Source organism: Sinorhizobium sp. RAC02 (genome assembly GCF_001713395.1).
GTDB lineage: Bacteria > Pseudomonadota > Alphaproteobacteria > Rhizobiales > Rhizobiaceae > Shinella.
This window is the reverse complement of record NZ_CP016452.1, coordinates 1,306,395-1,320,867: the sequence shown is the minus strand read 5'-3', so window position 1 is coordinate 1,320,867 and position 14,473 is coordinate 1,306,395. Positions and strand designations below refer to the sequence as shown.

The 14,473-nt window shown below is 63.9% G+C and carries 12 protein-coding genes; 2 read left to right on the top strand and 10 right to left on the bottom strand.

Annotated elements, in window-relative coordinates:
- Position 1 precedes the first annotated feature (1 nt).
- The 3 genes from BSY16_RS27160 to BSY16_RS27150 all read right to left on the bottom strand — a co-directional run bounded on the left by BSY16_RS27160 (position 2) and on the right by BSY16_RS27150 (position 3,949).
- Positions 2 to 982 carry an ABC transporter permease gene (locus BSY16_RS27160; protein WP_069062892.1) on the bottom strand — a complete coding sequence of 327 codons (981 nt, stop codon included), beginning with the start codon at positions 980 to 982 and terminating at the stop codon, positions 2 to 4.
- Positions 983 to 1,046: 64 nt separating this feature from the next.
- Complete coding sequence (locus BSY16_RS27155) at positions 1,047 to 2,612, bottom strand: ABC transporter substrate-binding protein (RefSeq protein ID WP_069062891.1); 1,566 nt, start codon at positions 2,610 to 2,612, stop codon at positions 1,047 to 1,049.
- Positions 2,585 to 3,949, bottom strand: coding sequence for an amidase (locus tag BSY16_RS27150; RefSeq protein WP_286157358.1), 1,365 nt, complete (start codon positions 3,947 to 3,949; stop codon positions 2,585 to 2,587). Before BSY16_RS27150 ends, BSY16_RS27155 begins: the two co-directional genes overlap by 28 nt.
- Positions 3,950 to 4,316: 367 nt before the next feature.
- On the opposite strand from BSY16_RS27150, the gene BSY16_RS27145 reads away from it, so the two are divergent.
- Complete coding sequence (locus BSY16_RS27145) at positions 4,317 to 5,078, top strand: LuxR C-terminal-related transcriptional regulator (protein WP_069062889.1); 762 nt, start codon at positions 4,317 to 4,319, stop codon at positions 5,076 to 5,078.
- Here the strand turns inward: BSY16_RS27145 and BSY16_RS27140 are convergent.
- From BSY16_RS27140 to BSY16_RS27110, 7 genes are all read right to left on the bottom strand, one after another.
- Complete coding sequence (locus tag BSY16_RS27140; RefSeq protein WP_069062888.1) at positions 5,067 to 6,161, bottom strand: polyamine ABC transporter substrate-binding protein; 1,095 nt, start codon at positions 6,159 to 6,161, stop codon at positions 5,067 to 5,069. The genes BSY16_RS27145 and BSY16_RS27140 overlap by 12 nt on opposite strands.
- An 11-nt stretch (positions 6,162 to 6,172) precedes the next feature.
- Entirely contained in the window at positions 6,173 to 7,285 is a 1,113-nt protein-coding gene (gene aguA, locus BSY16_RS27135; protein ID WP_069062887.1) for an agmatine deiminase, read from the bottom strand.
- 87 nt (positions 7,286 to 7,372) lie between these two features.
- Positions 7,373 to 9,097, bottom strand: coding sequence for an acetyl/propionyl/methylcrotonyl-CoA carboxylase subunit alpha (locus BSY16_RS27130; RefSeq protein WP_069062886.1), 1,725 nt, complete (start codon positions 9,095 to 9,097; stop codon positions 7,373 to 7,375).
- Positions 9,098 to 9,107: 10 nt separating this feature from the next.
- The gene (locus tag BSY16_RS27125) at positions 9,108 to 10,700 is read right to left on the bottom strand and encodes a 5-oxoprolinase subunit B/C family protein (RefSeq protein WP_069062885.1); all 1,593 of its coding nucleotides are present in this window, start codon (positions 10,698 to 10,700) and stop codon (positions 9,108 to 9,110) included.
- Between the two features lie 7 nt (positions 10,701 to 10,707).
- Positions 10,708 to 11,514, bottom strand: coding sequence for a putative hydro-lyase (locus BSY16_RS27120; RefSeq protein ID WP_069062884.1), 807 nt, complete (start codon positions 11,512 to 11,514; stop codon positions 10,708 to 10,710).
- Positions 11,515 to 11,523: 9 nt separating this feature from the next.
- The gene (locus BSY16_RS27115) at positions 11,524 to 12,291 is read right to left on the bottom strand and encodes a LamB/YcsF family protein (RefSeq protein WP_069062883.1); all 768 of its coding nucleotides are present in this window, start codon (positions 12,289 to 12,291) and stop codon (positions 11,524 to 11,526) included.
- 13 nt (positions 12,292 to 12,304) lie between these two features.
- Entirely contained in the window at positions 12,305 to 13,561 is a 1,257-nt protein-coding gene (locus BSY16_RS27110) for an NRAMP family divalent metal transporter (RefSeq protein ID WP_069062882.1), read from the bottom strand.
- A gap of 243 nt (positions 13,562 to 13,804) precedes the next feature.
- Here BSY16_RS27110 and BSY16_RS27105 point away from each other — a divergent pair, with 243 nt between their 5' ends.
- The gene (locus BSY16_RS27105) at positions 13,805 to 14,467 is read left to right on the top strand and encodes a GntR family transcriptional regulator (protein WP_069062881.1); all 663 of its coding nucleotides are present in this window, start codon (positions 13,805 to 13,807) and stop codon (positions 14,465 to 14,467) included.
- The last annotated feature ends 6 nt before the right edge of the window (positions 14,468 to 14,473 follow it).

Below are 14,473 nucleotides of genomic sequence, written 5' to 3'. Positions count from 1 at the left end.
GTCAGTACTCCAGTCTCGGATCGATGGTCATCGCGATCAGGTCGACAAGCACGTTGATCATCACGAACATCACGGAAATGAAGATCGCGATTCCCTGGATCAGCGGGAAGTCGCGTTGCAGCACGGCGTTGATCGTCAGCAGGCCGAGGCCCGGATAGTCGAAGATGAATTCGATGACGAGAACCCCGCCCAGCAGCATGCCGAGCTGCACGCCGAGCAGGTTGATCAGCGGGATCGCCGAATTGCCGAGCGCATGGTGGAAGATCGTGCGGCTGCGGCTCAAGCCCCGGATCGGCGCCAGCTGGATGAAATCCTCCCGCATCACCTGCGCCACCGAGACGGTGAGCGTGCGCAGGATAAACGGCACGATCTCCACCGCCAGCACGATCGCCGGCAGGATGGTGTAGCTGAAGCCGCGATAGCCGATTGCCGGCAGCAGTTTCAGCTTCACCGACAGGAACAGCGTCAGGACGATGCCGAGCCAGAAATTTGGCGTCGACACGCAGATGGAGCCAATCGCCAGCGCCAGCTTGTCCGGCCAGCGCCCCGGATAGAGCCCGCCCAAAGTGCCGAGCGGCACGGCCACAAGCAAGGCAAGCGCCAGTGCGACGGCCGCAAGCTGAAGTGTCATCGGCAGCGTGCCGAGGATGAGATCCATCACCTTGGCGCGCTCCTCGCGGGTGGCATCGTCAAAGGACGCACCGCCAAGGCTGGCGCCACTCTTCGGCCGGACGAAGGACGTGCCGAGATCGCCGGTCACGATGTCGCCGAGATAGGACACGAACTGCAGCGGAATCGGCCGGTCGAGGCCGAGCTCCTTCGCCTTCATTGCCACCACCTCGTCGGGCGCCATGCCGCCGACGATGAGGCGCGCGGGATCGCCCGGCACCACGCGCAGCAGCGTGAAGATGATGAAGGTCACAAGCAGAATGATGAGGGCTCCCTGCAGGAGCCGTCTCAACAGGAACGACAGGATGAACATGCGGCTTCCCTTGACACTGATCGGTATGGAGGCGGCCGCCTTCGATGGCGGCCGCCGCTTGCCATCAGGAAAGCGTCGACTTCGCCGCGTCCATCATGCCGTTCGGGTAGAAATACATCCCGTCCAGCCCATCGCGCATGGCGTGGATGAACACCGAGGTGAACAGCGACAGCGCGGGCACCTTGTCGGCCAGCATCGGCATGACCTCGTTCTGGATCACCGCCTTGCGTGCCGCCGGGTCGAGCGTGTTGCGCTCCTTGTCGAGCACCGCATCCAGATCCTTGTCGTCGATGCCGCAGATCCGCTTCGAACTCGAATGGAAGTGCGTGCGCAGCACGAGGTCCGGTTCCGGCGAGCCGGTCGACCAGCCGCAGTCGATCATGTGGCCCGGCCCGCCGCCCGGACGGTCGTAGAGCCGCTCGTTCCAGGCCGCGACCTCCATGACGTTGAGCTTCACGGGGAAACCCTGTTCCTGGAGCATCGCCGTGATGACCTCGCCATATTCCTTGGTTTTGGGATAGAAGCCGACCGAGGTAATATATTCGAGTTCCGGCAGGCCCTCGCCCTTCGGGAAGCCTGCCTCGGCCAGAAGCCGCTGGCTTTCCTCCGGATTGTACTCAGGGTAGTTCGGCGTATCGACATAGCCGAACTTCACCGGCGAGATCCAGGCCTTGGAGGCATGGCCCGAGACGCCGAGGATGTCGAGCAGGACGGCCCGGTCGATGGCGTGGGCCGCCGCCTTACGCACGCGCGGATCGTTGAAGGGTGGCTTTGAGCAGCGGAACCAGAGATACTTGTTCTCGACGGACACCGCCTTGTTCAACTTGAACCCGCCGGTTTCCTCGATGGTCTGAACCTGCTCTGCCTCAAGGCGTTCGATGAGGTCCGCCTCGCCGTTCAGCAGGGCCAGCGTGCGGGTGGTCGCGTCACCCACGAAGCTGAAATTGATGCCCGGAAGGGTCGGTTTGCCGAGATAGAAGCCGTCGAAGGCTTCAAGCACGGTCGTGTTGCCCTCCTGGCGGGCGAACTTGAAGGCGCCGGTGCCGTTCGGGCGCGACGAGAGCGTCTTAGGGTCAGCGACGTCCTTCGCCGACATGATCGGCAGGAAGGCCGAGAGGAACCAGAAGAGGCTCGCCGGATAACCACCCTTCTCGGTCTTGATGCGGGCGACATGGTCGCTCACCACCTCGACCTCGCAGATGCCGGGATACCAGGCCGCCGGCCGGTCGGGCTGGCTCGCATATTCGTAGGTCGCCTTGACGTCTTCGGCCGTGAACGGCTTGCCGTCATGGAAGGTCACGCCTTCACGCAGCGTGAATTCCAGCGTGTGCTCGTCGATGAGCTTCATTTCCGTCGCCAGTTCCATCACCAGCTCGTCCGGCTTGTCCGGCCGCATCGGCGCGCGGGTGAGGTAGCCGAACACGAAGCTCTCCAGATTGATCTGGGCGAGCGTTGTGTGGGAGGATGGGTCCCAGTTACCGGTCAGGTTTTCCGCCGACATGAAGTTGAGGACCTTGCCCTCGGCAGCATGCGCCGGATTGACGAAAAAGGCGGTGTTGAGCACGGGCAGGCCGACGGCAACGCCAGCGAGCGCCGAGCTCTTTAGAAATGCTCTCCTGTTGAATTCCATGTCGATATCTCCGCAGTTGGGTTGCTGGGTGTTCCCCGCCCCGCTTTGTCGCCAGCACTGACAAGCGGAGGTATTTTTTCTTTGAAAACATGATCTTCGGCCTGCTGGCAGAACGCCATGACAAGCGCATCGGCATGACGGCGGCCAACCACTTGCAGGCCGACAGGAAGGCCGTTCACCGTCAGGCCGCAGGGCAGCGAGGCGGCCGGGTTGCCGGACAGGTTGAAGGGATAGGTAAAGGGCGTCCAGCCGGTCCAGGCGAGCACCTCGGACGGTGACGCGAACCCTTCGGGCGCTTCGCGATCGGCCGCGAACGGTTCGACAGGAAGGGTTGGAAGCAGCAGGAGGTCGATCTCCTCGAACAGCGCATGAACGCTGCCGGCAAACTCCGCCCGCGCCTTCATGGCCAAAAGATAATCGGCAAGATCATACTGCGCGGACGCCTCGATGAGGCCGCGGAAGCCGCTGCCGAAATTGGCCTTGTCGGACTGCGCGCCATAGGCGACACCGCGACCGGCGACCCAGAGTGTTTCGAAAATCCGGATCGGATCATCCCAGTCCGGAGTGACGGGGCGGATGTCGAGCCGCAGTTCCTGCCCGATCGTCTCCACCGCCTCGCGCACGACCCGGTCGATTTCGGGCGCAACATCAAAGCCGAACAGGCTCGGCGCGAAGCCGATGCGCAGTCGCCCGGGCAATTCGGCGTCGACGTAACGGACACCATCGTCGGGCAGGGCCAGATGGTCGCGTGGGTCCGGCCCCTTGGCAATGTCGAACAGCAGCGCGCTGTCCTTGGCCGAAAGGCTCATCGGACCCGCATGGGACAGCATTTCCGTCGCGCTCCACGGCCAGGCCGGCACGCGCCCCAGCGAGCCCTTCATGGCGAAGACGCCACAGAAGGCCGCCGGGATGCGCACGGACCCGCCGCCATCGGACCCCAAGGTGAAGGGGACCATGCGGGCGGCGAGCGCCGCACCGGAGCCCGAACTCGAGCCGCCACTCGTCAGTTCGGGGTTCCAGGGATTGCGGGTCGGACCATAGAACTCGGAGTGACCGGAACCGGACCAGCCCATCTCCGTGGTGGTCGTCTTGCCGATCATGATCGATCCGGCGTCGATCATCCGCTGGACGATCGGCGCCGTCGCCTTGGGAGCGAAATTTTTATACGCGGCCGAACCGCGCTGGCAGACATGGTCCGCGACGAAGAAAAGATCCTTCACGCCCATCGGAATGCCGTGCAGCGGACCACGGAAACGGCCCTCTGCGGCCTCCCGGTCGCAGGCCCGCGCCTCTTCCAATGCCTCTTCGGCAAAAACTTGGCTGAAGGCGTTGACGATCGGGTTCAGTCGCTCGATGCGCGACAGACATTCACGGACCAGAGCCTAGGACGAGAGGCTGCCTGATGCGATTGCCGACCTGAGTGCAAGAACCGAAAAATCCACGACCTTCATCTCCACTTATGTGGATTTATGTTGATTTTGTGGAAGTTGTCAATATGCCCAAATCAGCATAATTTTCGGCATCAAACTCGCGCAAAAGCTGCGGTCGCGGGCACGAAGAGCGTACAGCACCGCCCGTTCCGTGACGAAAACGTCGGATATCCCATGGATGTTCTGTTGGTTTTGTGGAAATCGCCCAAATCGGGGGCCTGGTCGTCACTAGCGTCCGGCTTGAATTCCCCGGCGCCCCGTCTATCCTGTCATCATGCAATTGAATCTCACCTTCGAGCAACTCCAGCGCTGGAGCAGCGGCATCACCGCTGCGGTGAGTGCCACATTGCCCGAAGAGATTTCGGCCCATTTCACGGCCGGCGCGCGCGATCTCACCGCGTCCGACCAGGTCTATATCGGCCTCTACCTGCGCGATAGCGCCTCGATCACCATCTACGAGCGCGACCCCGACGACTGGAACCGGAATTACGACACGCGCAAATACCGGCAGGACCCGTTCTTCCGCCTCTTTGCCGGCTCGCGGCAGGATTTCCTGTTGCCGCTGTCCGCGCTCGACAAGGGCGACTTCCACACCAGCGCCTATTACCGGGACTTCTATGAGCCCTCCGGCAGCTTCGACGAAATCACCGGCGTTTTCAATTTCGATCGCAACGCCGCCGGTTTTGTGACCTATCTGCGCCGCCGCGGCGCCCGCCCCTTCGGCGTGGAGGAACTGGCCATGGCGGAGGCGACCGCCGATGCGACCCGCCGCGTTCTGGAACGGCTCTGGCGGCAATGGCGACCGCCGGGCGAGACACCGCTGTCGCTTGCTGACCTCAGCGGGCGTGAGCGTCAGATCGCCCTCCTGCTGATCGATGGCGGCTGCGCAAAGGCCATTTCGCGCACCCTGTCCATCTCGCCTGGGACCGTGCGCAACCATATTAAAAGCGTCTACCGCAAGCTCGGCATCCACTCACAGGTCGAACTGATGGCCGCCGCCCGCGGCGGCGACCTGTCTTTGCCCTCACTGGCCTGAGACGATACGCGTCCACATGCGGTTCTGCAGGCGCAGGAGCTTCGCGTCGTTCGATTCCACGACGAAGAGCTTGGCCTTGACCTCATCCGACGGAAAGGCACCGGGATCCTTCGCCACCGTCTGGTCCATCAGCGGCAGCGATTCCGGGATCGGATTGGCATAAGACACATAGCTGGAGTTGGCAGCCGCGATGTCCGGCCGCATGTTGAAGTCGATCCAGGCCAGCGCGTTTTCCGGATGCGGCGCATCTTTCGGCACGGCCATCGTGTCGAAATTGATCAACGTGCCTTCCTTCGGAATGGCATAGGCGACCTCCAGCTTCTTCTCGCTTTCGGCCGCGCGGGCCTTGGCCTGCAGAATATCGCCCGACCAGCCGAGCACCACGCAGATGTCGCCATTGGCGAGGTCGTTGATATAGCGCGAGGAGTGGAAGTAGCGGATGTGCGGGCGCACCTTCAGAAGCAGTTCCTCCACTTTGGCGATGTCATCCGGGCTGGTGGAATGCGGATCGATGCCGAGATAGTTCATCGCCATCGGGATGTTTTCCGCCGGCGCATCGATCATCGCCACGCCGCAATCGGCAAATTTTTCGACAATGGCCGGATCGAAGACCATGGCGAAGCTATCGACCGGAGCATCCGCCATGCGCTGCTTCACCGCGGCGACATTGTAGCCGATGCCGTCGGTGACGGCCATGTAGGGCACGGCATGGAGATTGTCCGGGTCGGCCCCGGAAATCAGCGACAACGCCTGCGGATCGAGCTTACCGGCATTGCCGAGCTTCGTCTTGTCGAGCGGCAGGAAGACGCCGGCCTTCACCTGGTTCTTCAGGAACGGATACGCCGAGGGATAGACGACGTCGTAACCCGAGCCGCCGGTCAGCATCTTGGTTTCCAGCACCTCGTTGCCGTCATAGACGTCGTAGATGACGCGAATGCCGGTTTCCTTCTCGAATTTTTCGGCCGTATCCGGCGCGATGTAATCCGACCAGTTGTAGACGTTGACGACCTTTTCTTCCTGCGCCCGGGCACCGCCCATGGTGGCGAGCAAGGCGAGGACCGAGATAAGTGTGGTTTTGCGCATGGTCCCCTCCCTCAGGCTTTCGTCTGGCCGGCATAGACCGGAAGCGTGATGCAGGCGACATTGCCGCCGCCGAGCAGAATTTCGCGGGAATTCTCGATGCCGGTGACGCGGTGCTGCGGGAAGAGTTCGGCGAGCTTGGCCTTGGCGGCGAGATCCAATGCCTCATCATCGAACTGCGGCACAACGACGGCGGAATTGCCGGGATAGTAGTTGATATAGGTGGCAGCGATGCGGTTGCCGGCCGGGCGCGCCCAGGTGGAATCGACCTGATCGACGCTTTCCGCCTCCTCCGCCGTCATCTCAATCGGGCGGGGATGGGTGATGCGGTGCACTTCAAGCGACCGGCCACGCGCATCACGCGCCGAGCGCAAGGCATCTTCCACCTCGCGGACGATCTCGTATTGCGGGTCGTCGCGGTCCTCCGTCCAACTCATCGCCACTACGCCCGGCCGCACGAAGCAGCAGACGTCGTCGACATGGCCGTCCGTCTCGTCGAAGCAGAAGCCGCGCGGCAGCCAGATGACATGCTCCAGCCCGAGATAATCGCAAAGCTGCTGCTCTACCGCCGCCTTGCCAAGATGGCCGTTGCGGTTGCGGTTCAAGAGGCACTGTTCCGTGGTGATCAGCGTGCCCTCGCCATCGCATTGCAGGCCGCCGCCTTCGGCGATCAGCGGCGAGCGGTAGCGGTCCATGCGCTCGGTTTCCAGCACCTTGCGGGCGGCGAGATCGTCGAGGTTCCAGGGTGCGTAGAGGCCGCCGTCATGGCCGCCATAGGCGTTGAAGGTCCAGTCCACGCCACGCACGTCACCGCGGTCATTGATAACGAAGTTCGGGCCACTATCACGCAGCCAGGAATCGTCGGTCGACATTTCGACGAGGCGAACGCTCTCCGGCAGCATGGCACGCGCATTCAGCCATTGGCGGCGCGAGACGGCGATGGTCACCGGCTCGCTCTCGGCAATCGCCGCCGCCACGCGTGCGAAAAGTTTTTGCGCGGGCTTGGCGCCGAGCCGCCAGGTATCCGGCCGCTCCGGCCAGATCAGCCAGCAGCCGGCCTTCGGCTCGAATTCCCCAGGCGCACGAAAACCGTCCGCCTTGGGGGTGCTTGAAAGGGTGCGTACCATGTTTTCTCCAATCAAAAATCTGATTGGATTAGGCAAGCGCACCCCGTCCGGGTCAATGTCCCTGTTGGGATAGGCGGCGGGAGCCGGTCAGCCCTCGAACACCATCAGCGTATCACCGGCCTGAAGATACTCGCCCTCTTTCACGCGCAGGCGCAGCCGACCTGCCTTTGGCGCAAGAACCTGCGTTTCCATCTTCATCGCCTCCATCACCGCGACCAGCTCGCCTTCGGCAACGGTCGCGCCATCGGCGATCTTGAAGGCCTGCAACGTGCCGGAAACGGGGGCGGCGATGCCATCCTCGGCCGGTTTGCCGCCGACGACAGGTGCCACGCCCTGCCCGGCCGCACCAAGGCCGGCAAGCAGCAGGCTCGGCAGCGCAAGCGAAACACGCTTGCCGTCGATCTCGAGATGGGTGCGGATCAGCGTGGGATCGCTCGCCGGCTCGGGGCGAGCCATGGCATCCGGCATGGCTGCGAAATCGGTTTCGATCCAGCGGGTGTGCACCTTGAAGCCGTCGGTTCCGATGAAGTCTTCGGTGTCGATGGCCGCGCGGTGGAACGGCAGGACCGTCGCCACGCCCTCGATGCGGAATTCCTTCAGCGCCCGGCGGGCACGGCGAAGCGCTTCCTCGCGCGTCGCGCCGGTGACAACCAGCTTGGCCATCAGCGAATCGAAGACGCCCGGAATGCTGGAGCCGCTGACGACGCCACTGTCGACGCGCACGCCCGGGCCGGACGGCGGATCGAAGACGGTGATCGTACCCGGCGTCGGCAGGAAGCCGCGGCCCGGATCCTCCGCGTTGATGCGGAATTCGATGGAATGGCCGCGCGGAGCCGGCGTTTCAAGCAGATGCAGCCGCTGGCCTTCGGCAATGCGGAACTGCTCGATGACGAGGTCGATGCCCGTGGTCTCTTCCGTGACGGGGTGCTCGACCTGAAGGCGCGTGTTCACTTCAAGGAAGGAAATCGTGCCGTCGACGCCCAGAAGGAACTCCACCGTACCAGCACCGGAATAGCCGGCGGCGGCGCAGATCGCCTTGGCGGCGGCATGGATTCTTTCGCGCTGCTCCGGCGAGAGGAAGGGGGCTGGGGCCTCCTCGATTAGTTTCTGGTTACGGCGCTGTGCCGAGCAATCACGGGTGCCGAGCACCAGCACATTGCCGTGTTTGTCGGCGATGACCTGCGCCTCGATATGGCGCGGACGATCGAGAAAACGTTCGAGGAAACATTCGCCACGGCCGAAGGCGACGGTCGCCTCGCGCACCGCGGATTCATAGAGATCGGCGACCTCCTCCATCTTCCAGGCGACCTTGATACCGCGGCCGCCGCCGCCATGGGCTGCCTTGATGGCCACTGGCAGGCCGTGCTGTTCCGCAAAGGCGATTACCTCGGCGGCGGACGACACCGGGCCATCGCTGCCGGCGACGAGCGGCGCCCCGACACTCTGCGCAATGCGCCGGGCCTCGACCTTGTCGCCGAGCGCCTCGATCACCTTCGGATCAGGCCCGATCCAGATCAGCCCGGCCTCCTGCACCGCCTTGGCGAACCGGGCGTTTTCCGACAGAAAGCCGTAACCGGGGTGAACGGCATCGGCGCCGGAACGTTTTGCAATCGCGATCAGCTTTTCGATATCGAGATAGGTTTCCGCCGGACGCACCCCATCGAGGCCATAGGCCTCGTCGGCGAGGCGCACGAAGAGTGCGTCCGCATCCGGGTCGGCATAGACGGCGACCGACTGGAGGCCGTGATCACGGCAGGCGCGCACGATGCGCACGGCGATTTCGCCACGATTGGCAATCAGCACTTTCTTCATGGCATTCCTCCTATCGGGTCGCGGCGATGTCGGCGAAGGGGCCGATCGGGCGGAAACGAATCTTTGCGTTGATGGGAACCTGGCCGGCGAGATCGAGGTGATACTCGGCGACCGCGCCGATGACCGGATAACCCCCGGTCAGTGGATGGTCGGCGAGGAAGAGGACGGGTTGACCGCTGTGCGGCACCTGGATTGCGCCCGTCGCCGTGCCTTCGCTCGGCAATTCCGCGCTGTCCTTGCGCTCCAGCGGCACGTCGCCGGCAAGGCGGATGCCGACGCGGCTCGATTGCGGCGTGACCTGCCAGAGCTGGCTGGTCAGTGTCTCGATACCCTTTTCAGTGAACCAATCGGTGCGCGGGCCGAGCACGACGTCCAGCGTCACCACGTCTGCCGCTGACGGCGGATCGAAGGCAGGGACTTCATCGGTTGAGACGCTCGTCAGTCCAACCTTGTCGTTCTTCAGGACGAGCACGGCCCCGGTTGTTACGGGTTCGGGGCCGACGACCGCCAGCGTATCCGTGGCCGCGCTGCCGAGAACCGGCGCGACAGCGAAACCGCCACGAACGGAAAGGTAGGCGCGCATGCCCTTTTTTGGATGACCGACGGTCACGACGTCGCCGGGCTCGAGGGGAATCGGCTGATAGGCCTGGAAGTCCTGACTGCGGCCAGCGGTATCGCGCACCGTGACGGGACAGGGCGCACCGGCGAGGCCGATCACGGCACGAACGTTGCTCTCGAAGGAAAAGCCGCCAAGGGTGAGTTCGAGCCCCGGCGTGTTGGCCGGATTGCCGACGATGCGGTTTGCGGCGAGGAAGGCACCGCGATCCAGCGCGCCGGAGGCGGAAACCCCCTGCCCGGTCTGGCCGAAGCGGCCGAGATCCTGAAAGACGGCCGGCATTGGTGCTGCAAGCACCTTGAACTGCGGAGCTTCTGCCGCAACGCTGCGGTCCGCACGCGGAGCCGGCTCGGGGATGCTGACGGTCTTGCCGGATGTCGCCATGTCGAAGAAGCGCACGCGATAGCCGGGCTGGAACAGCGCGCCGGGATCACGGTCGATGTCCCACATCTTGACCGGCGTGGTGCCGATGATCTGCCAGCCCCCCGGACTTGCCTGCGGATAGACACCGCTGAAGGCACCGGCGATCGCCACGGAACCAGCCGGAATGCGGGTGCGCGGGCTCTTGCGGCGCGGCACCGTGAGCGCCGCATCACCGCCGACGAGATAGCCGAAACCCGGCGCGAAACCGCAGAAGGCCACCGTGAATTCACTTTCGGTGTGGCGGCGGATGACCTCTTCAACGCTGAGGCCGGTCAATTCCGCGACGTCGTTCAAATCCTCGCCGTCGTAGCGCACCGGGATTTCGACCAGATTCTCCGACGGCGCGATTTTCGCCGAAAGGTCGCGGGTGCTGATGCGGGCCGCAAGCTCGGCGGATGAAACCGTTTCCGGACGGAAGCGGATCATCAGCGTGCGCGCCGCGGGCACCATCTCTTCGACGCCGTCGATGGGCTCGGCCTGCAACGAGGCGAAGAGAGCGAGCGTCTCGTCGAGATCGGCAAGCTCGACAAGGATGGTGGTCAGGCTGACGGGAAGAAAGCGCATCGAACCCTCACACGTGGTAGGCGGAATCGGGGATATCCGTGATAAACATGTAGCCGGGGGCATGGGTGATGGCGAAGGGCACGCCGGAAGCCATCACAGCCGCCTGCGGAGTGACGCCGCACGCCCAGAACACAGGCACTTCGCCGGGTTCAATCCGCACCGCGTCGCCGAAATCCGGCTTTGCGAGATCGGAAATGCCGATTTCCTCCGGCGCGCCGACATGCACCGGCGAACCATGCACGGCCGGGAAGCGGGCGGAAATGGTCGCGGCGTCGGCGACGCGTGAAGCCGGGATCGGCCGCATGGAGACCACCATGTTGCCCTTCAGCCGCCCGGCCGGGCGGCAGGCCTTGTTGGTCAGGTACATCGGCACGTTGCTCTTGTCCGTCATGTGACGGATCTCGATACCGGCATCCACCATCGGCGTCTCGAAGGTGAAGGAGCAGCCGATCAGGAAGGCGACGAGGTCGTCTCGCTCCGCCCAGGCCGCGGTCGCGTCCGGCGTCTCCTCGGCGAGCTTGCCATCCCGCCAGATGCGGTAGAGCGGCAGGTCGGTGCGCAGGTCTGCGCCGGGCGCGAGCAATGTCGTCGGCGAGCCCGGATCGGAGACGTCCAGCACCGGGCACGGTTTCGGATTGCGCTGCGCGTAGAGCAGGAAATCGAAGGCCCAGTCGCGCGGCAGCACGATCATGTTGGCCTGCGTGAAGCCCGGCGCAATGCCGGATGTCGGCTTGACAAGTCCGCCGCGATAGGTCGCCCGCGCATCGCGGGCGGGCGTGGCGTCGGTGTGGTCGAGGAACGCGGTCGGGATCATCGTGGCCCCTCAATCCTTGTCGGCGAAGGAGCGGATGGCGATGCCTTCCGCCTCGAAGCGACGGCGGATTTCCTGCGCGATCGAAACTGCGCCGGGGCTGTCGCCATGCACGCAGATCGATTGTGCCTCGACCCGGATCGTGCTGCCGTCGATGGCTTCCAGTGTGCCCTCACGGGCAAGCTGCACCATGCGATCGGCGATTTTTGCCTCGTCGTGCAACACGGCACCGGCTTCTCGACGGGAAACGAGTTCGCCCTTCGGCGTATAGGCGCGGTCGGCAAAGGCTTCGGCGACGACAGCAAGGCCCGATTTGCGCGCAAGATCGAGGATCGGCGCGTTGGCAAGACCCATCAGGATCAGCGACGGATCGACAGCCTTGATGCCGTCGATCACCGCCTGGCCCTGCTTGGCGTCGTAGGCGATGCGGTTGTAGAGCGCCCCGTGCGGCTTGACGTAGCGCACGGTCGTCCCCGCCGCGGCGGCAACGCCCTTGATGGCGCCGATCTGGTAGATCACATCGGCTATCAGCTCTTCGGCGGTAGCGTCCAGGTCGCGGCGGCCGAAGCCGACGCGGTCCGGGTAGGAGACATGGGCACCGATGACGACGCCGTTCGCTGCGGCCGCCTTCACCGTGCGGTAGATGCCGGCCGGGTCGCCGGCGTGGAAGCCGCAGGCGATGTTGGCGGAGGAGACGACGGCGAGCATCGCCGCGTCATCGCCCATTCGCCAGGCACCGTAGCTTTCGCCGAGATCGCTGTTGAGATCGATCGCTACCATGGTTTCCCTCCCCTTATGCGCCGAGCAGGCTGAAGATCGCGCCGGCCGACTTGTAGCCCATATACCATGTCAGCACGCAGGTCAGGACACCGAGGATCAGCAGCCAGCGCGGATAGTGGTAACCGTTCATCAGGTCGGGCCGCGCCCATGCGGCATACATGAAGATCGAGAATCCGATCGGCAGCACCAGACCGTTCAGGCCGCCAACGAAGACCAGCATGGCGGCCGGCGGCGTGGTGATGATCAGGTAGCAGACGAGCGAGAAGGCAATGAAGGCAACGGTGGAAAGGTTGCGCTGGCGCTCCGTCATGTCCGGCTTGAAGGCCGTGAGGAAGGAGACAGACGTATAGGCGGCACCGATGATGCTGGTCATCGCCGAGGCGAGGAAGACCGCACCGAACAGGCGGAAACCGATATTGCCGGAGGCCGCGTGGAAAGCCTGGCCTGCCGGATTGGCGGCCTGGCCGGAAAGGTCGATCACCACGCCGCTTGCAACGACGCCGAGGATTGCAAGGAAGAGGATGTAGCGCAGCACGCCGGTGATCGCGATGCCGCTGAAGGCCGCACGGTTGACCGCGCCGATGTTCTCGACCCCGACCGTGCCCTTGTCGAGCAGACGATGGGCGCCGGCATAGGTGATGTAGCCACCGACTGTGCCGCCGACGATGGTAGTGATGGTGGCGAAATCGATGGTGTCGGGCAGGAGGCTCTGGCGGAAGGCTTCGGCAACCGGCGGGCTGGAAACGATCGCTGCATAGACGATCAGCGCCAGCTTGATGAAGGCGGCGACGAAGACGACGCGGTCCATGGCGATGCCGGCGCGGCGCGACAGGAAGATGCCGATGGCCGCTAGTGCGCCGATGGCGCCGCCGATCTTCGGATCAAGATCGATCATGGCGTTGAAGCCGAGGCCGGCGCCGCCGATATTGCCGATGTTGAAGAACAGGCCGCCGATGATGACCAGCACGGCGAGGACATAGCCGGAGCCCGGGATGGCCGCATTGGCAATGGCCGGGGCGCGCATGCGCGTCACCGTGACGATGCGCCAGATATTGGCCTGCACGACGAAGTCGATCAGGATCGAAATGAGGATGGCGAAGGCGAAGGCCGCGCCGAGTTTGACGGTGAACGTTGCCGTCTGCGTGATGAAGCCCGGCCCGACGGCCGACATCGACATCAGGAACATGGCCGAAAGCAGTGCGCGACGCTGCGTAATCTTGCTCTGCGCCGCGGTGCCGGTCTGGCTGGCCGCAAGCTCGTTCTGCTGCATGGGTTTCTCCCAGGTCTGCCACCGCCCCTCGCGAATGGCTCGATAGCTTAATCATGCGCTGCTACACAAAAATGTCAATATTGTTCAACAATTTTGTCATATCGTTCCTTATTTCTGCCGTTTTACCAATCACATAGCCCGGGATTGGCGACAATTTTCAGCCCCACCGCCCCCGCATTCGTGCTAAGAGCAGGCACATTATGAGGGTAAATCCGGTGTGAAACCGGGTTCGGGGAGAACGGAATGACGGATGACGGAGAGGGCCTGCCCCTTGCGGACCGGTTGGCGCGGCGCATTCGTACGCTGTTGATTTCGGGGGAGCTCGCTCCCGGCCAGCGACTGTCGGAGGCGGCGTTCAGCGAGCGTTTCGATGTCTCGCGCAACTCGCTGCGCGAGGCCTTTCGCCTGCTCACCAAGGATGGCCTGCTGCGCCACGAGGCCAATCGCGGCGTCTTCGTCGCCGTGCCCAGCATGGCCTCGATCATCGACATCTATCGCGTGCGGCGCATGCTGGAATGCGGCGCTCTCCGCCAGGCCTGGCACCAGCATCCGGCAATCAAGGTGATGCGGGAGGCCGTCAACCGAGGCCAGCGCCAGCGCGAGCAGGGCGACTGGATCGGCGTCGGTAGCGCCAACATGATGTTCCACACCGCGATCATCGACCTGTCGGACAGCGTGCGGCTCAACGAGTTCTACGAGCGGGTTTCAGCGGAGCTGCGTCTCTGCTTCGGACTGCTCAACGATCCGGAGCACCTGCACTCCCCCTTCGTCGACATGAACGGCGCCATCGTGACGCTGCTCGAACAGGACAAGCCGAATGAGGCGGCTGCGCAGATGGAGATCTATCTGAATCTTGCCGAACGCACGATGTTGAAGGCACTGGAGCGGGCGTCGGATCAGACGTAACGCCTG

Bases quoted from the DNA above. Each gene is read 5' to 3' on its own strand.
- BSY16_RS27160 (WP_069062892.1), bottom strand. From the start codon at position 982: ATGTTCATCCTGTCGTTCCTGTTGAGACGGCTCCTGCAGGGAGCCCTC.
- BSY16_RS27155 (WP_069062891.1), bottom strand. From the start codon at position 2,612: ATGGAATTCAACAGGAGAGCATTTCTAAAGAGCTCGGCGCTCGCTGGC.
- BSY16_RS27145 (WP_069062889.1), top strand. From the start codon at position 4,317: ATGCAATTGAATCTCACCTTCGAGCAACTCCAGCGCTGGAGCAGCGGC.
- BSY16_RS27140 (WP_069062888.1), bottom strand. From the start codon at position 6,161: ATGCGCAAAACCACACTTATCTCGGTCCTCGCCTTGCTCGCCACCATG.
- aguA (WP_069062887.1), bottom strand. From the start codon at position 7,285: ATGGTACGCACCCTTTCAAGCACCCCCAAGGCGGACGGTTTTCGTGCG.
- BSY16_RS27130 (WP_069062886.1), bottom strand. From the start codon at position 9,097: ATGAAGAAAGTGCTGATTGCCAATCGTGGCGAAATCGCCGTGCGCATC.
- BSY16_RS27125 (WP_069062885.1), bottom strand. From the start codon at position 10,700: ATGCGCTTTCTTCCCGTCAGCCTGACCACCATCCTTGTCGAGCTTGCC.
- BSY16_RS27120 (WP_069062884.1), bottom strand. From the start codon at position 11,514: ATGATCCCGACCGCGTTCCTCGACCACACCGACGCCACGCCCGCCCGC.
- BSY16_RS27115 (WP_069062883.1), bottom strand. From the start codon at position 12,291: ATGGTAGCGATCGATCTCAACAGCGATCTCGGCGAAAGCTACGGTGCC.
- BSY16_RS27110 (WP_069062882.1), bottom strand. From the start codon at position 13,561: ATGCAGCAGAACGAGCTTGCGGCCAGCCAGACCGGCACCGCGGCGCAG.
- BSY16_RS27105 (WP_069062881.1), top strand. From the start codon at position 13,805: ATGACGGATGACGGAGAGGGCCTGCCCCTTGCGGACCGGTTGGCGCGG.